Origin of the sequence: Achromobacter sp. HZ34 (assembly GCF_002209485.1) — a bacterium.
Lineage (GTDB): Bacteria > Pseudomonadota > Gammaproteobacteria > Burkholderiales > Burkholderiaceae_B > Bordetella_C.
In genome coordinates this window covers 373,786-392,006 of the sequence record NZ_NJIX01000002.1, presented here as the reverse complement: position 1 = coordinate 392,006, position 18,221 = coordinate 373,786, and the positions used below count along the sequence as shown (strand labels likewise).

Genomic DNA, 18,221 nt, shown 5'->3' with positions numbered 1-18,221 from the left:
TCAGTGATCCGTATCGAACAGGCGCGTGATGCCGTAAAGCTCGGCCAGCTCCTTGATGCGGTCACGCGGCGGCTGGGCCTGGTAGTAGCCGTTGGTGGCGCGGGTAATGCCCAGCTGGCGCTTGAGGTCGACCAGCACCTCGGCCTGCTTCAGCATGGCGGCGACGCCGTCGATGATGGGCACGTTGTCCACGCGGCTGATCCCTTCCTTCTTCAGCATGACGCTCAGCGGGGCTTCGCCGGGAATGATGACGTCCGCGCCCTCGGCGATCAGCTGGCGGGCGGAGGCGAAGAATTTTTCCTTCGCGGCTTCCGGCATGCCCGAATTGGGCAGCACATCGCTGGAGGGGAAGCCGACATAGTGGATGCCCGCGAAGCGTTCCTGCAGGCCGTGCATGCGCACATTGGTCTGGATCTGCGGAATCATTTCCTTGATGAACAGCACCACGCCGAATTTCAAGCCCAGCTGGCAGGCGGTGAGCATGGTCGCTTCGCCGTAGCCCACCACCGGGATCGACACCAGGCTGCGGATTTCGCGCAAGCCTGGTTCGGGCAAGGTGGCGATGGCGTAGGCATCGAACCCGCGTTCTTCGGCCAGGATGGCGGCGTAGGCGAACTGGTGCATGTGCAGCGACTGCAGGTAGGCGTAGCCCACGTCCGTGCTGGGGCCGTCGCCGGGCTTGTGGCCGTGCGTGCCGCCATGGCTGCCGTGGATTTCGACTTCGGTATCGGCCCGGACGACCTTGCGTACGTGCGCCTTGAGCGATTCGACATAAGCCGGCACGCGGGCGAGGGTGGTGAAACTTTGGTGCCAGATTTTCATGGACATGAGGTACTCCGATTTCTGCTGGGCCCTTGCGGGTAATAGAAAAATTGGGGTGTTCTATGCTGACCGATGCCGGCGCGGGGCGGTGCCACTTCAGCTGGCGCGATGCGCCGCCGCGTCGGTGCCGGCAATGCGGCCAAACACCGCGCCTTTGAGGACCGAGGTGGCGCCGGTGTAGCTGCCGTAATACAGGCCCTGGGTCTCGCCGGCCGCATACAGCCCCGGTATCGCGTCACCTTCCTGGTTCAGCACCTGGGCCTGGGGATTGACCTTCAAGCCGCCGAAGGTGAACACGATCGAGGAAATGATGGGGTAGGCCTTGTAGGGGCCGCGATCCAGCGGGCGCGACCAGTTCGACTTCGGTGGCGTCAGGCCCACCGTCGCCAGGCCGTCCGTGTCGCGCGGATTGAACTCGCCGGGGCGGCAAGCGGCGTTGTATTCAGCCACGGTGCTTTCCAGCACTTCGGCGGGCAGCCCGAGCTTGGTCGCCAGTTCCGCCAGGGTCGGGGCGACGATGGCAGGTTGTTCCGTGCGCACCGCGACGGCAAGATTGGGCAGGTCGTCGGATTTCGCATCCAGGATGCAATACGCGATGCCGTGCGACTGCGCCGAGATATTGCGCGTGACGTCCTCGTAGGTTTCGTCGGTATGGCCAGGGCCTTCGTCGACGAAGCGCCGTCCTTGCTCGTTGACCAGGATGCCGTAGGGGTAGACGTACATCGACGGACCCGCGCGGTTGGAGCGGGGATCCATGGGCGAGGCATGGAAGCTGCCGAAGTCACCGCAAGGCGCCGCGCCGATATCCAGCGCCATGCGTATGCCTTCGCCCTTGTTGAAGTTGCAGCCCAGGGACATGCCGCGCAGGAAGATGGAGCGCGGGCCCACGTAGCGGGTCATCATTTCGGCGTTGCCCTGGAAACCGCCGCTGGCCAGCACGACGGCGGGAGCGCGGAAGGTCACGCGGCGATGGGGCTCGGTCACGGCCGCGACGCCCTGGATGCGGCCTTCGTCATCGGTCACCAACGATTGCGCCGCGGTGCGATAGAAGATGGTGCCGCCGATCTTCTCGAACTGTGCCGCCAAGGCATCGATCAGTGCCAGTCCGCCGCCGCTGGGGACCAGGCGGGGCTGGCTGGAGGTCGGGAAGGGCACGTCGAGGGGAATGAACTTGACGCCGAAGCCGCTGATCCACGCCAGCGTCTCCGGAGCGCGTTCCGCCAACGTGCTCACGACATTGGGATCGGTGAAGCTGTAGGCGCGCAGCGTGGTCGACCAGGTGGCCGGGTCCAGCGCCAGGTCGCCCACCAGCGTGGGGTCCATATATCCGCCCGCATTGGCGGCGAAGTGCTCTTCGAAGTCGTCCGTGACCTCCGTCACCGACTTCATGCGCAGGTAGGCGCCCGTGTAGCGGGTATTGCCGCCACGCTCTTCGAAGGTCGAGCGCTCCAGCACGCACACGCGCGCACCGGCTTCAGCGGCGGCGACCGCCGCGGACAGCCCGGCAATGCCGCAGCCCACCACCACGACGTCGAACTCGCGCGCCGCATCATTGGTCTTGGTATTCATGTTGTCTCCTTGCAGGGTGATTCCTGGTTATCGTCTTGCCGCCCCCGTCTGTGCGGAAGTCGTCTTGCATTCGTGCGAGCCTGGCGCAGGGCGCCCGCTTCCTGAAAGCTGGGTTCCTGCCGCCGATCAATCCACCCAGATGCCGCCATTCACGTCCAGCACCTCGCCGGTAACGAAGGACGCCTGTTCTCCCGCCAGGAAGGTCACCGCGTCGGCGACTTCCTCGGGGCGGCCCAGGCGGCCGACCGGGATCAGGTCCTTCAGAACCTGGGGGAATACCTTGGTCAGCCGTTCATTGGAGGCGATGGGACCCGGCGCCACCGCGTTGACCGTGATGCCTTCATGGGCCGTCTCCTTGGCCAGGAAATACGTCATGGCATGGATGCCGGCCTTGGACGCGCCATAGGCCAGGTTGCTGGCGCGGCGTTGTTCTTCCTTATCGATCCACGGCCGCGGGTTACCGCCGTTCTTGCCGATGACGGACCCGATGTTGACGATGCGCCCGTAGCCCTGTTGCCGCATGATCGGCAGCACCGCGCGGCAGCAGTAGAAGACGCTGGTCATATTGCAGTCGATGACGCGGCGCCATTCTTCGTCGGTGACGTCGGCGCAGGCGCCATGCGAACCCACGCCGGCCAGATTGACCAGGATGTCGATACGGCCATATTCCTGCATGCAGCGGTCCATGATGGCCGCAACCGCCGCGCTGTCGGTCAGGTCGGCGTTGATGCCTATGGCCTGGTGGCCGGCCTCGCGCAAGGTCTGCACCAGCGTCGTGGGATCGAGCCGGTCCACCAGGCAGAGGCTGGCGCCTTCCTCGACGAAACGGGCGGCGATGGCGCGGCCCAAGCCGCCCGCCGCGCCCGTGACGACAGCGATTCTTCCTTTCAGTCTCATGATTTTTCTTCTCGCGCCTTGGTCAGGCGTCGTAGGTGGTCAGCTGCTTTTCAAGGGCGCGCATCTCGGTGTAGCCCATCACATTCATGATGTCCTCGATGCCCACCACGAGATCGGGGCGATCGACGGGGATGCCCGTGCTGATGACTTCCTTCATCACCCCCAGCGCCTGCTGCATCCCATGGATGGCGGCGGCCGGCAGCATGCGCGGCAGGCTGATGCGCTTGACGCCGATTTCCTTCAGGCGCGGCAGCGGCACCAGCGGCGTGGTGGGACGCGAACGGATGCCGAAGCCCATATTGATGGTGACCGGGATGCCGGCCGCGTCGACGATGCGCTTGATATCGTCTTCCGTGCGCACGGCGTCAGGGAACAGCATGTCCGCGCCGGCACGGGCGTAGGCCTTGGCGCGGCGGATGGCGCCTTCCATGCCTTCGACCGCGATGCTGTCGGTGCGCGCGATGATCACGAAGTCGTCGTCGTGCCGAGCCAGGCAGGCCGCTTCGATCTTCTTGACCATCTCGATTTCTTCGACCACGTCCTTCCCGGGCATGTGGCCGCAGCGCTTGGGGCTGACCTGGTCTTCGATATTGATGCCGGCAACGCCGGCTTCCTCGAACATGCGTACCGTGTGGAAGACATTGACGGGGTTGCCGTAGCCGGTGTCGGCATCGGCTGTCATGGGTATCCCCACCGAGCGCGCCAGATACCGGCAGTGGGCGACGTTCTCGGCCAGGCCGAGGACGCCGATGTCGGGGATGCCCAATAAGGTATTGGAGACAGCTGCGCCGCTGGTGCAGGCGGTCTTGAAACCGGCGGCTTCCACCAGCCGGATACTGTAGCCATCGTAGACGCCGGGCGACACGATGAAGGGTTCGTTGTTCAGCAGGTCGCGCAAGCGGCGGCGGGGATTCAGGGTTTCCTTGTCCATTAACTCTCTCGCAAGCCGACGGCGGCGCGACCGGGGGGCCCGGACACGTCCTCGGCGAGGTGGGAAAACAAATGACGGGCTGCGCGTTCGATATGCGAGCGCATCAGGGATTCGGCCAGGTCGCCGTCGCGTGCGCGGATGGCGCGGGCGATTTGCCAGTGCTCGTCGTAAGCGTCGTCCTTGCGTTCCAGGACCGTGCCCGAATGGCGCCGGTAGACACGCAGCAGGTGATACAGGTCCTCGCACAGGGCGTGGATGATGCGATTGTTGCCGCTGGCGCGGACGATGCGTTCGTGGAAGTCGAAGACCGCGGGGGACGCCGCGCCGTCGGTGCTTTCGTTTCCGCTGCCGCGTTCACTTTTGCTTGCGCGTCCGTCCTTGCCCTGGTTCCTGCGGCGCGCCTTGTCCAATTCCAGCTCGCGCAACAGGTCCTCGACATCCGCATCCGACATGCGCCGGGCGGCCAGGTTGCAGGCCACGCCTTCCAGGGCCATGCGCATCTGGAACAGCTCCAGCGCACTTTCCGCCGTCAGCGTCATGACGCGCGCCTTGACGTACGGTTCGCGGGTGACCAGTTGAATGCCTTGCAGCCGCCGCACCGCTTCTCGCACCGGGCCGCGGCTGACACCGAATTCCTGCGCCAGGGCCATTTCATTGATCACGGCGCCTGGCGCCAGGTGACCTTGGTAGATGGCGTCCAGGATGCGTTGGAACACTTGATCGGCCAGCGGGCCGGTCGAGTCGTCACGCACCATGGTGAGGTCGGTTTTGTCGGTCATAGTGTCAACACAATAAAGGAGTTCTTGGAAAAGTGTCAACACCTTAATGCTCAATGAGGTGGCTGACACTCCCTCTGGATTACGCGATATAGCCGCTTCTCACGAGTATAACTTCAAGGAAAATTCAGCTTTCACCCAGGAGAGGTGTCAGGAAATCTTTGTGCGCTGCGGGATTCTGCCTGCTGGCAATGGTGAAGGCTGACAGCGCCGCGCTTTTAATATAAATTGGCATAAGTGTTGACAGTAATAAATGCAACGGTTGAGACATTGCTATGAAAAATTCGAACGATCAGGCGCCCGCCGCGGCTGACCTGGCGCTGTCCGGCGCAACGGTGCGTTTCGTCGATCTGGCAGCCGCCGCGCAAGCCGCCGGGCGCGATCTGGCCGACTATCCCTATGTCGTCCGCGTACTCCTGGAAAACCTGCTGCGCCATCGGGCCTGGGGCGATGCCATTGCCAGTGAGGAGATCGATGCCCTGTGGGAGTGGTCGACCCATACCGCGGCGGATCTGCCGCTGTACGTGGCGCGCGTCATCCTGCCCGACTCCAGTGGCTTGCCGGTACTGCAGGACCTGGCGGCGCTGCGTGACGCGGTCGCCTTGGCTGGCGGCGACCCCGCGCGGGTCGACACGCATATCCCCGTGGATCTCATCGTCGATCATTCCCTGCAAGTGGATCATTGGGGCGACGCGCAGGCGGTCACGCTCAATCTGCGGCGGGAGTATCAGCGCAATGACGAGCGCTATCGCTTCCTGAAGTGGGCGCAGCAGGCCTTCCGCGGCGTGCGGGTGTTTCCGCCGGGCACCGGCATCATCCACCAGGTCAATCTCGAATATGCCGCGCCTGTCATCGCCACGACGCAGCGTCCGGATGGCCTGTGGGCCTATCCTGATTTCGTCATCGGCGGCGACTCGCATACGCCCATGATCAATGCCCTTGGCGTGCTGGGTTGGGGCGTGGGCGGGATCGACGCGGAAGCCGCCTTGCTGGGTGAGGCCTATACGTTCCCGGTGCCGGAGGTGGTCGGCGTGCGGTTGTCCGGCTCCATACGGCCGCCCGCGCTGACCACGGACGCCGCGCTGCTGGTGACGCAACGCCTGCGGCGCGAGGGCGTGGCGGGTTGCATGGTCGAGTTCTTCGGCTCGGCCGTGGCGGGATTGAGCGTGCCGGAACGGGCAACGCTGGCCAATATGGCGCCCGAGTATGGCGCGACCTGCGGTTTTTTCCCTATCGACGACAGGACGCTGGAGTACCTGCGGGCCAGCGGCCGGACCGAGGCGCAACTGGAACTCATCGCGGCCTATGCGCATGCCAATGGATTCTTCCGGCAGTCCGATGCACACCCGCCCAAGTACGGCCGCATCATCGACATCGACCTGGGCGAAGCGACGCCCAGCATTGCGGGGCCCAGTCGTCCCCAGGACAGGCTGACGCTGCCGGAAGTACCGGCCGATTTCCATGCCCGCCTGACGCGCGCCAAGGAAGAGGGCGGTTTCGGGGTCGCTGGATCGCCGGCCGGGTCCGCTGTCCATGCCGCCGCTGCAGCCTCTACCCCTGCTGCCGCCGCTGCGCCGCTGGTGCGCAATGCGAGCGCCGCCGCCACCTTGGGACACGGGTCCGTCACTCTGGCGGCCATCACGTCCTGTACCAATACCTCCAATCCAGCGGTGATGCTGGCGGCGGGCCTGCTGGCGCGCAATGCCTTGCGACGCGGCCTGATGCCGCCGGCCTGGGTCAAGCGTTCGCTGGCGCCCGGTTCGCGCGCGGTGACCCAATATCTGGAACGCGCGGGCCTGCTCGCGGAACTGGAAGCCTTGGGCTTCTATGTGATCGGCTATGGCTGCACCACCTGCGGCGGCAAGTCCGGTCCCCTGGATGCTGACGCCGCTGAACGCATAGGCGAGGATGGACTGGTGGCGGTGGCCGTGCTGTCCGGCAATCGCAACTTCGAAGGCCGCATCCACAAGCTGCTGCGCGCCAACTACATCGGTTCGCCGCCGATGGTGGTGGCCTATGCGCTGGCGGCGCGCATCGACATCGACTTCGAGAACGAGGCACTGGGCCAGGACGCCGACGGCGCGTCCGTCTATTTGCGGGATATCTGGCCGTCCCAGGAAGATATCGATGCCGTGTTGCCGGTGGCCGCGGACCGCGCGCTTTACGAAGCGGTCTATGACCCCGCCAAGGTGCGCAGCAAGGATTGGGATGCGCTGCCGGCTTCCAGCGGCCTGCGTTTCGAATGGGACCCGAAATCCTTGTACCTGGTGGAGCCGCCATTCTTCCGCGATGTCCCGGCCGGGGACGCACTGGTTGGCCTGCAGGCCGATTTGCGCGATTGCCGCGTATTGGCGGCGTTTGCCGACTCCCTGACCACGGACCATATCTCACCGGGCGGCGAAATTCCGCTCGATACGCCGGCAGGCCAATACCTGACGCAAAACGGCGTGGCGCAGCGGGACTTCAACAGCTATGTGGCGCGTCGCTGCAATTACCACGTGATGACGCGGGCTACCTTCGCCAATCTGCGGGTCCACAACGAATTGATCCCAGGCAGCGAGGGCGGCGTCACGCGTCATTTTCCCGATGGCGCACAGATGACCATCTACGATGCGGCCATGCTGTATCGAAAGTCAGGGCAGGCAAGCATCATCCTGGCCGGCAAGGAATATGGCACCGGCAGCAGCCGCGATTGGGCCGCCAAGGGTTCGGCCCTGCTGGGCGTGCGCGCCGTCATCGCGGAATCCTACGAGCGCATCCATCGGGCGAATCTGGTCGGCATGGGCGTACTGCCGCTGGCCTTCGAAAAAGGCCAGGGCTGGCGCGCATTGGGCCTGACGGGCAGCGAAAGCTTTTCCTTCGAAGGGATCGAAGCCGGCGTGCTGCAGGGCAAGCCCATCGAGGTGACCGCGACCGATGGCGAACGGATTGTCCATTTCACCGTAAGGGCGCAGGTGCTGACGCAGGCGGAGCGTTTGCTGATGGCCGCGGGCGGCATCCCGGCCAAGGTGTTGAGCGATATGTTGAAGGAGGTGCCGGCATGAGCACGCGTCCGCGCATTGCCATACTCGATGACTACCAGAACCTGGCGTTGGCCGCGGCCGACTGGGCGCCCTTGCGCGAGCGTTGCGATGTGACGGTGTTCGATCAGGCGATCGAACCGGACGAAGCGCCCGCGCGATTGCGCGATTTCGATGTGCTGTGCACCATGCGTGAACGCATGGCGCTGCCGGCAGGGCTGCTCGAACGCCTGCCCAATCTGAAGTTCATCGCGGTCACGGGGCCACACCATCGCACGCTCGACCTGGCGGCCGCCCAGCGGCTGGGCATCACCGTGTCCTGCACTCCGCGGGCAGAGACTGGACAGTTCGCCACTGCCGAACTTGCCTGGGGGCTGATCATGGCGTTGATGCGCCATATCCCGCAGGAAACCGAAGGCATGCGCGCGGGCGGTTGGCAGCATACCGTGGGCCGGACGTTGTATGGCCGTACGCTTGGGCTGCTCGGGCTTGGGCGGCTGGGGGCGCACATGGTGCCGGTCGCGCGTGCCTTCGGCATGGACGTCATCGCCTGGAGCCAGAATCTCTCCGCCGAGGCCGCGCGCGCGGCGGGCGCGGAGCGTGTGGAGAAGCACGAACTCTTTGCCCGCAGCGACGTGGTGAGCGCGCATCTGGTCCTGAGCGAACGCACCCGCCATATCGTGGGCCGCGCGGAATTGCGGGCGATGAAGCCGGGGGCTTATCTGGTCAACACGGCGCGGGGCGGTCTCATCGAGCAGGATGCTTTGCTGGATGCCTTGCAGAAAGGACCGCTGGGAGGCGCGGCGTTGGACACGTTCGATATCGAGCCGCTACCCGCCGATCATGTCTTGCGGCGCCAGCCCAAGCTGCTCCTGACGCCGCATCTGGGCTACACCGTCGAAGAAACCTTCGCGTGGTTCTATCGGCTGTCGATCGAGAACATCGAAGCCTGGCTGGGCGGAGCGCCGGTTAGATTGCTACTCTCGCCCACGTAGGTTTCTCAGCTCGCCTTGGCGCCGCTGGATTGCACGGCGGTTGCCCACTTCTTGCGCTCATTCTCCAGGAAGCCGCTGGCGGCGCTGGCTGCCATGGGATGCGGCAAGGTCGATTGCAACTCCAAGGCATGTTTGTAGTCGGGCGTCGAGGTCGCCGCCGTGAACGCCTGCCGCAAGCGCTCCAGGACAGGCGCCGGCGTGTGGGCGGGGACCATGGCCGCCCACCAGGAAGGCGCTTCCAGCGTGGGATAGCCGCTCTCCACCAGCGTGGGCGTATCGGGCAGCTGCGGCAGGCGCACGCCGGTGGTGACAGCCAGCGGCCGCAAGCCACTGCCTTTTGACAGCGACACCGCCAAGGTCGATCCAGTCACGCAGAACGCGATGCGGCCTGCACGGAGATCCGTGGCCATGGGAGCCGCGCCTTGGTAAGGCACATGCAGAAATTTGACCCCCGCCGCATTGGCGAAGATCTCCGCGGTCAGGTGGCTGAGGGAGCCGATGCCATTTGAACCATAGGCGATCTCGCCCGGCTTCTGGCGCGCCTGCGCAACCAGGTCGGCGACGCTGTTGACGGCCAGGGCTTGCGGGTTCGCCAACAGGACGTTGGCGTTGTCGCCCATCATGCCTACGTATTCGAAGGCGGCAGGGTCGTAGCGGAGATGGCCGTACAAGGGTTGGTTGATGGCCAGGATGCCTTGGCCTGCCATCAGCAGGGTATAGCCGTCGGGCGCGGCCCGGGCGACATACTCACCGGCGATGTTGCCACCGGCGCCGCCGTGGTTTTCCACGATCACCGATTGCCCCAAGGTCTTCGCCAGCGCGGCGGCCACCACGCGGCCCAGGGCATCCGACGAGCCACCCGCGGGAAAGGGCACCACCAGCCGCAGCGGACGCGCAGGGTAGCTGTCCTCTGCACGGGCCAGGCCGCTCAGCATCAGGGGCGCGGCCACGGCGGCGCGCAGTACGGCGCGGCGGGATACCGGGCGCGCAACGGCGGGTTGACGATACATACGAATTCCTTACGAAGGCGATAAGTTCGGCGCAGTTGCGCATCTTGCAGCTGTGCATCCTGCAACCGTGGATCCGGCTCGGCTGCGAATCCGGTTCAACTCATTCCAGCTTGATGCCGGCTTCGGTCACCAGCGCGGCCCACTTGTCGGCCTCGCGCTGCATCAGGGCCTGGAAATCCGCCGGTGTCTTGCTGTAGCTGGGGTCCGCGCCCCATTCCTGCCATTGCGCCCGAACCTTGGGCGACTGCATGACGCGCGCCAGTTCGACGTGGATCTGGTCGACCACGGCGGCAGGCGTCTTGGCCGGTGCCACCGCGCCATACCAGGGATTGACCTCATAGCCCGGCAAGCCGCCCTCGGCAACGGTCGGCAGGTCCGGCGCGACGGCGCTGCGCTGCGCGCTGGTCAAGGCCAGCGGCCGCAGCTTGCCGTTCTTCACCAGCGGCAGCGTGGTGGGCACGCCGCCGAACGCCAGTTGCACGCGCCCGGCCGACACGTCCACCATGGCTTCGCTGATGCCGCGATAGGGCACGTGCAGCATGTCGACCCCGGCCATGTGCGCGAACATGGCGGCGGCCATGTGCGTCAGGCTGCCGTTGCCGGAACTGCCGTAGGCCAGTTGACCCGGATGGCGCTTGGCGTACGCGATGAGATCGGGCACGCTCTTCACCGGCAGGTCGCTGTTGCACACCAGCAGCAAGGGAAAGCTGCCCACGATGGTGATGGGCGCGAAGTCCTTCAGATTGTCCTTCACCGTCCGGCCGCCGAAATGGGTGGGCACGTACATCGAAGATGCATTGATCAACAGGGTGTAGCCGTCGGGCGCGGCGTTGGCCACTGCCTGCGCGCCCACGTTCAGGCCGGCACCCGGCTTGTTCTCGACGACCAGTGACTTGCCGGTCGTCTGCTGCACCTCCGCCGCGATGTAGCGGGCCAGCAGGCTGGCCGGTCCGCCGGCGCTGTAGGGCACCACCACCGTTACCGGCCGTTCGGGGTAGGCGGCGCGGCTACGCAAAGGCAAGGCCGCGACCCCGCTGGCCGCGATCAAGGCCAGTACCTCCCGGCGTGTCATAGGAACTGTGTGGCGCATATCGTCTCCTTCCTGGTCCCGCGGTATGACGCGGTGTCCCGCGTCATGGCGGTGTTGTATGTCTTGTCGAGCCGGCCCGTGCTACGGGCGCCGGCCGCCGATCAATGCCGAGAACTTCGATTTGATGAGGATCCAGAGCAGGCCGAAAGCGGACAGCGATTGCCTGGCGGCTTGCGGTCTGGGCTGGGCCGGCGTTGCCGTTGCCGCGCGAGCGCCCTCGGACGGCGGAGAAACGTGAGGCTGGCGGGGTCGAGCACTATCGGGCACTGCCTCGCCAGCAGCCCCGACTGCCTGTACCACGCCGCTCGTCTGCACTGGCTGGCCCATGCCTGGATCGATGTACGGCGTGCTGACTGCCGGCCTATCGCCGACCACCATGGCCAGGTTCTGCGCGAATATCTCCATCAGGGCCTGCGTCACCGCATTGCCGCCGGTGCGCGCGAAATCCGCCAGGACGCCGCCCAATTCCGCGTCGCAGACCAGCGTGACGACACTGGCGGGAGCGTCCGCCGTAGCATCGGCAGCCGCTGCAATTGCATATTCCACGTGCACGGCAGCGGGCGCGGGCAAGCGCATGTCCGCGCCACCGCGCACATCCAGCGTGCCCGTCATCGTCTGTGGATCCACGCTGTTGCGGATCTTGCCCTTGAAGCGGACCTTCTTGGGTCCGAAGGCCACCGTCATCGTCCCCAGATAGAGGCCATTCTCGTCATGTCCCTGCAGGCTGGCGCCTGGCATGCAAGGCACCATCAGCTCGACGTCGGCGAACGCGTCCAGAACCTGCCGCGGTTCGGCCGGCACGCTGAATGTTCCTTCGAAGCGCATGGCTCAACTCCGCGCAGTAGCAGGCCGCAGCAGGGGCGCCTGGTTGGGCACGCCGAAATGCAGCTTGTTATAGGGATCGCTGACGGCGCTGGGCGAAACCCGCGCGTCGATCAGGTACAGCCCGCCGCGCGCGACACCATGGCTGATGGCGCCCGCGACCTCGTCGACCGATTCGATACGCGCGCCGTCGCCGCCGAAGGCGCGCGCGATGGCGACGAAGTCGGCGGATTCCCATTGGGCCAAAGTCGCGTCGAAACCGTGCGCGCGCAGCTTGTGCACCTCGGCGCCGAAGCCGCAGTCGTTCCACACGACGACCACCAGGTTGCGCTTGAAGCGCTGCACCGTGAACAGCTCCTGGATATTCATCAGCATGGCGCCGTCGCCTTCCAGCATGACGTGCGGACGGTCGGGATAGGCGCTGCCGATACCGATGGCCAGCGGCAAAGTCTGCCCTATGCAGCCGAACTGGTAGGAGAAATTCAGTGTGGCGCCACGCGGCAGCGGCATGTACATCGCGGGGAAGGCCCAGAAGTGACAGTTGCCGCAGGTCACCAGGCTGTTCTCGGGCAAGGCCGCGCCGATGGCGTGGGCCAGGGCGCGCGGCTCGATGCCGTCATGCGTCGCCGGAAACACATGCGGCGGCGCTTCCAGGATGGCGCGCGTCTCGTCATTGCGGTAGCCGGTCTTGGCCACACCGCGCTCACGCAGTCGCTGCACCAGCAGTTCTACCGTCGCGCGGGCATCGCCGCAGGCATGCAGGCCGGGCAGGGCGGGGATGTCGCCGGGCACCGGGTCGATGTCGATGCGGGCGATGTCCGCCATCGGGAACATCATGCCGCCTTCGGCGGTGTAGTAGCCGATCTCGGCACCCACGCCCAGCACCAAATCGGCGTCGCCCAGCAATCGCTCCGTGGGCTCGCTGGCGAAACTGCCGCTGATGCCCACGTCATAGGTTTCGCCGGCGAAGTAGCCCTTGCCTTGCAGAGACGTCGCCAGCAATGCGCCGACCTGTTCTCCCAGTTGCAGCAGGCTTGCCCTGGCGCCGGACTTCATGGCGCCCACGCCGGCAATGATGACTGGACGCTCCGCCTGTTCCAGTTTGTCGACCAGTTCGGCGAGGATGGCTTCGGAGGGCGTGGTGGGGCGAGGGGGAAGGCTTTCGGCCGAAGGCCGGTAGGTGAAGTCCCAGTCGAACGATCGTTCCTGCATCGCCACGTCCAGGTTCAGCACTACCGGCATGCGGCGGACGCGCGCGATGTAGAACGCATTGGCCATCTCGGCCGCCAGGTTCTCCGGCGTCGTCACATCGGCGAAGTAGGCGCCGCAGGCTTCCACGAAGGGGCGCTGGTTCATGCGCTGGCTGCCGTGCAGGGCGCCGCGCCTGACCTGGCCCACCACCAGCACCAGGGAAGAGCGGTTGCGGGCGGCAACGTTCAGCGAGGTTGCGGTCTGGGTCAGGCCCGGCCCGTGGGTGACGGTGGCAACGCCCACCTTGCCGGTGGCTCGTCCATACCCGTCGGCCATCGCCACCGCACCTTGCTCGTGGCCGGACGAAACCATGTCCACGCCACCGCGGCGGACCAGCTCTGCCCAGATGGACATATTGCCGTCGCCCATCAAGCCAAAGATTCTGTCGACACCTTCGGCGACAAGCGCCTCGGCCACCGCCTCGTAGACCTTCATAGCCTTCCTTTCTTGTGGTGCCTGTGGGGGATCAGACACTGTCTCTGGCAGAGATTCTTGATTAGATCCCTTCGAACTGTCAACACCTAAAGGAAATATACCCGCTAAGCCGGGGTAAATCCGGATTAGGTGTTAACAGTCCGGGATTTCTGTTGACCATCCGCCTTAGGGACGACAAGGATTGCCTGGAGAGACGATTTCACATTGAGATCTCTAGTCTTCCAGATGACAGCCTGGCGCATAATAGGGGCCTTGCACTTTCTGGAGAGATCCTTGAGTCCCGCAACACCACGTCGTCCCAGAACCAGCCGCGCGCCGTCGTCCGCTGGAGAGCAAACCGCGCCATCCAAGACCTTTTTGCGCGAGTCGCCGGCCGACGAACTGGCTGCTATCGATCCCCGGCTTTCCTTGTTCCAGCGTTTGGCCGGCGTGCTGCGTAACCGCATACAGGCGCGTAATTGGCCGGTAGGCAGCGTCATCGATAGTGAGCAAGACCTTGCGGCGCAGTACGGCTTGTCCCTGGGCACCGTCCGTCGGGCGATCGAGGAACTGGTATCGGAAGGATTGCTGCAACGGCGCCAGGGCAGCGGAACCTACGTAAGACGCCCGCAATTGGGCGGCTTGCCGACGCGGTTCTTCGACATGCCGGCCAATGCGCGCAGCGCCATTCCCGAAAGCCGCATCCTGGGCATCGAGTCCGTCAAGCCGCCAGCAGACGCTGCCGAAGCGCTGGGCATCGTCGGCAGGGAGCTGGCCGTCCGCATCGAGCGTTTGCGCGTGTGGGGGGACGATCTGGTCATCGCCGAGCATATATACCTGCGCAAGGATCCCTTCGCCGAATTGCTGAAGAACCCCGCCGATGCGCCGGGCACGCTGCTGTATCCGTATTACGAAGCGCGCTTCGGCGTCGTCGTGAATTCGGTCGACGAAGAGTTGACGTTCTCCACCGCGGACGAGGAGACAGGGCGCCTGCTGGGTATCGAAGCAGGCGCGCCGGTTCTCGTCATCACCCGCACGGCGTCCACATTCGACAGCCGGGCAGTCGAATGGCGCGTTTCTTTCGGTCGCGCCGATCGATTCCGCCTGCGGGTCGGCGGACGCTGATCCGTTTCAACGTGCGGCAGCCTGGATGAGTGAGGTGATCGCGCGCATGGAATCGAGCTTCTCTACGCGTTCGATCGTCTCGGCGATCGCCGGGACGGCGTCGGGACGCAAGACGGTCTGCGCGCACAGAGTGAACTTGTCGCGCAGGCGATCGGGCGGCAATGGGTTGGCCGACGTGCGGCCCAGCGGCTGCTCAACCTGAGCTTTCAACACCGTTCCATCGTGCAATGTCACCGCGACATAGCCGCCGAAATGCTTGTCCTGCGGAAAGCCACCGGCGCCAGTCTCGTCATAGGCGCCCACGTACACCCGACGCAGCAGCGGAACGATGCGGGCTTCCCGATACGCTTCGTTTTCAAAATCCTGCAGCCCGATGTGCCCATCGGCCAAGGCGCGCGCCATGACATATTGCAAGCTGAACTTCGCGTCCAGTTCGCTCTGGGGATAGGGACGATCCGTGTGAGCCAGCCTGCGGCTGTGCACGGCGGCATCGATGCGCTCGACGTCTTCAAGGCGCGGGCGGTGCTGCTGCACGATATCCAACATGGCGTCCACGGCGGGGTGGGTAGCGCCGCAGCAGGGATATTGCTTGATGGCGATGCCGGGCTCCACGATGTCCAGCGGCGCGCCCCAGGCAGCCAGCGCTTTGCGGGTGTCGTACGTGCCGGGGCCGTTGAAAACTTCCAGGAAGCCGTGCTTGTGTTCGAAGACGCCATCCGCATTGGCGCTGTAGCCCTGCTGGGCAAGGCGCGCGGCGTACAAGCCATTGCGTGCCGCATGGCCCACGTGCAGAGGCTTGGTCATGGTGCCGAAGTTGGCCTTCAAACCGGATGAGAACGACGCCGCCAGCGCAAGCGCGGTAGCGACGCCGTCTTCGTCCAGGTTCATCAAGCGTGCGCAGGCCGCGGCGGCGCCGAAGACGCCCAGGGTTGCGGTCGGATGCCATCCCTTGGTGTAGTGATGCAGGTTGACGGCCATGCCGGTCTTGCATTCGACCTCGAATCCCGCGACATAGGCATTCACGAACTCTGCGCCCGAGCTGCCCAGTTGTTCGGCCAGCGGGAGTAGCGCGGACAGCACGGGAGCCGAGGGATGGCCGCCCAGCGTGTTGTTGCAGTCATCGAAATCCAGGGCATGGGAGGCTGCACCATTGATCAGCGCGGCATCCAGGGCCGCCGTGCGGCGTCGCGCGCCCAGTACCAGGCAAGGCCCGGCGTTGTCGTCGAGCGCCTTTCCCGCGAGTAGGGCGGCGGGTTCGCGGCTGCCCGCGATGGTCACACCCAGCGTATCGAGGATGCCCACACGGGCCCACTTGATGGCGTCGGCCGGCAGGTCACGGAAATGCTGTTTGACCACTCGAGCTGCCAGCCCACGTGAAAAACTTTCAGGTGCCGGGCGGCTTTCTGCCACCGCTGCCGGGGACGCTTCTTTGACTTCGCTCAAGATCTTCTCCAAGGTTTGTTAAGGTGCTGCTGCATCAGGCAGCAGCGTGACCGGATTCGAATGCGCCAGGCGCGGGAGTCACCGCATCGTGCGGCCTGTGCCAGCCCAGCCATTCGCAAATCCCCTTGCCCATGACCCAGGCGCGATCTTCGGCGTCGAGATCGGGCAGGGCGTGGGGCAACATGTCCACGGCCGCACGATACGAACAAGGCAGGCGCGACAGGTCGCTGCCCCAGAACATGCGCCGCGCACCGAAGGCGGCGAACGTCAGCCGTAGCGGTGCCGCCAGGTCCGGATGCGGGTAAGGCATCAGACTCAGGCAGGGCAGTGCGGAGGCTTTCACGGCAACGTTTGGATATGCGGCAAGCGCCAACAGCGCATCCATATCCCTGAACCGCTGCTCGACGGGGACGGAACTGGGCACGCCCAAATGGTCCAGGACCAGGCGCAGTCCCGGGTAACGGGCGGCGATAGTGCCGATGACCGGCATCCTGGCCTGCGGCAGCAACAGCATGACAGGCACGCCATGGCGTTCGGCACCCTGCCAGACCGCGTCCATAGCGCCGTTCTCCAAGGCCTGCGCCATGCCGGGACGATGCAGGGAGAAACGCAGACCGAGCATGCCGGGCTGCTCGCGCCATCCGGCGAGGCGAGCGGACAGGTCGGGATCGCCGGGGTCCAACCTGCCCATTGCCGCGAAACGCGTTGGATGTCTTGCGGCAGCAGCCAGCACCAGGTCGTTGCGTTCGCCTTCCCATGACGGCGGCACCAGGATCGCGCCGTCTACGCCGGCCCGATCCATGAGCCGTAGCAGTTCGTCCGGTCCCAGCGGCGGCTCCCGATGAGGCGCATGACGCGCGGGCCAGGGGCGTTCGGGCGTGCTGGCCGCCCAGATGTGAACTTGCGAATCCACGATGGGCATGAGGCGGCTCACTTCTCGGTGGGCTTGATGCCCGCATCGCGCATCAGTTCGCCCCACTTGTTCAACTCGTCCGTGACGACCTTGCGGAATTCCTCCGGTGAGCTGACGACGGGGTCATAGCCCTGCGCCGTCAGCTTCTCCTTCACGTCGGGCGCATTGGCGGCTTCGGCGAAATCATGCTGGATCTTTTGCACCAGGGCGGGCGGCATATTTCCCGGTCCCAGGATGCCGGCCCAGGCGCCCACTTCAAAGCCCTTCATGCCGCTCTCGTCCAGGGTCGGGACGTCGGGCAGTTGGGCAGACCGTTTCAATCCGGTCACTGCCAGCGGCTGCAACTGCTTCGACTGGGCAAAGGGCAGAACGGGGCCGACGTCCGTAATCAGCAGATCTGTCTGGCCTGCTACCACGCCGGAGGTGGCCGCGCCGCTGCCCTTATAGGGAATGGCGAGCATATTGAGCTTGCCGTCCTTCTTCATGAGTTCGCCGGTCAGCCAGCCGCCCGTCCCGATCCCCGACACGGCGTAGGTAATGCGCCCCGGTTTCTCTCCCACTTCCTTCAATAGCTGCGCGACGGAAGTGATTTTGGATTGCGGTGACGCCGCGAGCACATGCGAGGTTTCCGCGAGCAGGGTGATAGGCGTGAAGTCCTTCACCGTGTCATAAGGCAACTTGGCATAGATGGAGGGATTGACGGTATAGCCGGTAGCCACGATCAGTAGCGTCTGGCCATCAGGGGCGGATTGTGCGACGAACTGCGATCCGACGATGCCGCCCGCGCCGGGCCGGTTCTCGACGACCACGGCTTGTCCCCACTGCTGCGACAGCTTGGCGCCGACGACGCGTGCGAGGAAATCCAATGCACCGCCCGCCGTCGAAGGGACGATGATGCGTACGGGCTTGTCCGGAAAGTCGCCTGCGTGTGCACAAGACGTACCGGCGATAGCGAAGGTAGCGGCTGCCGCGAGAGGCGCGGCGATACGGCTGAAGAACATGGTTGTCTCCCATCGATTTTTAAAATTTTGCTTGCTGGACCTGCGACGCTGCTGCTTGCCCATGCCACGTCGAGTGAACCGGCCGGGACTTCTCCACAAGCCCCGTACTGCCTATCCGATCCGGCTATTGACCGCAGCATGT

The 18,221-nt window shown here is 65.1% G+C and carries 15 protein-coding genes; 3 read left to right on the top strand and 12 right to left on the bottom strand.

Annotated features, from left to right (window positions below):
* From CEY05_RS08515 to CEY05_RS08495, 5 genes are all read right to left on the bottom strand, one after another.
* Complete coding sequence (locus CEY05_RS08515; RefSeq protein WP_088598060.1) at positions 1–828, bottom strand: aspartate/glutamate racemase family protein; 828 nt, start codon at positions 826–828, stop codon at positions 1–3.
* A gap of 90 nt (positions 829–918) precedes the next feature.
* A complete protein-coding gene (tcuA, locus tag CEY05_RS08510; protein WP_088598059.1) occupies positions 919–2,391 on the bottom strand; it encodes an FAD-dependent tricarballylate dehydrogenase TcuA in 1,473 nt (490 codons plus the stop codon).
* A gap of 126 nt (positions 2,392–2,517) precedes the next feature.
* A complete protein-coding gene (locus CEY05_RS08505) occupies positions 2,518–3,288 on the bottom strand; it encodes an SDR family NAD(P)-dependent oxidoreductase (RefSeq protein ID WP_088598058.1) in 771 nt (256 codons plus the stop codon).
* Positions 3,289–3,310: 22 nt separating this feature from the next.
* Positions 3,311–4,219, bottom strand: a complete 909-nt coding sequence (locus CEY05_RS08500) for an oxaloacetate decarboxylase (protein ID WP_088598057.1) — start codon at positions 4,217–4,219, stop codon at positions 3,311–3,313.
* The gene (locus tag CEY05_RS08495) at positions 4,219–4,998 is read right to left on the bottom strand and encodes a GntR family transcriptional regulator (RefSeq protein ID WP_088598056.1); all 780 of its coding nucleotides are present in this window, start codon (positions 4,996–4,998) and stop codon (positions 4,219–4,221) included. Before CEY05_RS08495 ends, CEY05_RS08500 begins: the two co-directional genes overlap by 1 nt.
* Positions 4,999–5,270: 272 nt before the next feature.
* Between CEY05_RS08495 and acnA the strand changes: the two genes are divergently transcribed.
* Entirely contained in the window at positions 5,271–8,039 is a 2,769-nt protein-coding gene (gene acnA / locus CEY05_RS08490) for an aconitate hydratase AcnA (RefSeq protein WP_088598055.1), read from the top strand.
* Positions 8,036–9,010 carry a D-2-hydroxyacid dehydrogenase family protein gene (locus CEY05_RS08485; RefSeq protein WP_088598054.1) on the top strand — a complete coding sequence of 325 codons (975 nt, stop codon included), beginning with the start codon at positions 8,036–8,038 and terminating at the stop codon, positions 9,008–9,010. Before acnA ends, CEY05_RS08485 begins: the two co-directional genes overlap by 4 nt.
* 5 nt (positions 9,011–9,015) lie before the next feature.
* Here CEY05_RS08485 and CEY05_RS08480 read toward each other — a convergent pair whose 3' ends face one another.
* From CEY05_RS08480 to CEY05_RS08465, 4 genes are all read right to left on the bottom strand, one after another.
* The gene (locus CEY05_RS08480) at positions 9,016–10,020 is read right to left on the bottom strand and encodes a tripartite tricarboxylate transporter substrate binding protein (protein ID WP_088598053.1); all 1,005 of its coding nucleotides are present in this window, start codon (positions 10,018–10,020) and stop codon (positions 9,016–9,018) included.
* A gap of 100 nt (positions 10,021–10,120) precedes the next feature.
* Positions 10,121–11,110 (bottom strand): tripartite tricarboxylate transporter substrate binding protein, encoded by a 990-nt coding sequence (locus CEY05_RS08475; protein ID WP_088598052.1) that lies wholly within the window; start codon positions 11,108–11,110, stop codon positions 10,121–10,123.
* 81 nt (positions 11,111–11,191) lie between these two features.
* Positions 11,192–11,935, bottom strand: coding sequence for an SRPBCC domain-containing protein (locus tag CEY05_RS08470; RefSeq protein ID WP_088598051.1), 744 nt, complete (start codon positions 11,933–11,935; stop codon positions 11,192–11,194).
* Between the two features lie 3 nt (positions 11,936–11,938).
* Entirely contained in the window at positions 11,939–13,618 is a 1,680-nt protein-coding gene (locus CEY05_RS08465; protein ID WP_088598050.1) for a thiamine pyrophosphate-binding protein, read from the bottom strand.
* 273 nt (positions 13,619–13,891) lie between these two features.
* Between CEY05_RS08465 and CEY05_RS08460 the strand changes: the two genes are divergently transcribed.
* Positions 13,892–14,722 (top strand): GntR family transcriptional regulator, encoded by an 831-nt coding sequence (locus CEY05_RS08460; protein ID WP_158219289.1) that lies wholly within the window; start codon positions 13,892–13,894, stop codon positions 14,720–14,722.
* Positions 14,723–14,728: 6 nt separating this feature from the next.
* Here the strand turns inward: CEY05_RS08460 and CEY05_RS08455 are convergent, their stop codons facing one another.
* The 3 genes from CEY05_RS08455 to CEY05_RS08445 are packed head-to-tail and all read right to left on the bottom strand — an operon-like array spanning position 14,729 to position 18,079.
* A complete protein-coding gene (locus tag CEY05_RS08455; RefSeq protein ID WP_158219288.1) occupies positions 14,729–16,165 on the bottom strand; it encodes an MmgE/PrpD family protein in 1,437 nt (478 codons plus the stop codon).
* Between the two features lie 34 nt (positions 16,166–16,199).
* On the bottom strand, positions 16,200–17,087 hold the full coding sequence (locus tag CEY05_RS08450) for an amidohydrolase (protein ID WP_088598047.1): 888 nt from the start codon (positions 17,085–17,087) through the stop codon (positions 16,200–16,202).
* A gap of 8 nt (positions 17,088–17,095) precedes the next feature.
* A complete protein-coding gene (locus CEY05_RS08445; protein ID WP_158219287.1) occupies positions 17,096–18,079 on the bottom strand; it encodes a tripartite tricarboxylate transporter substrate binding protein in 984 nt (327 codons plus the stop codon).
* Between the last annotated feature and the right edge of the window lie 142 nt (positions 18,080–18,221).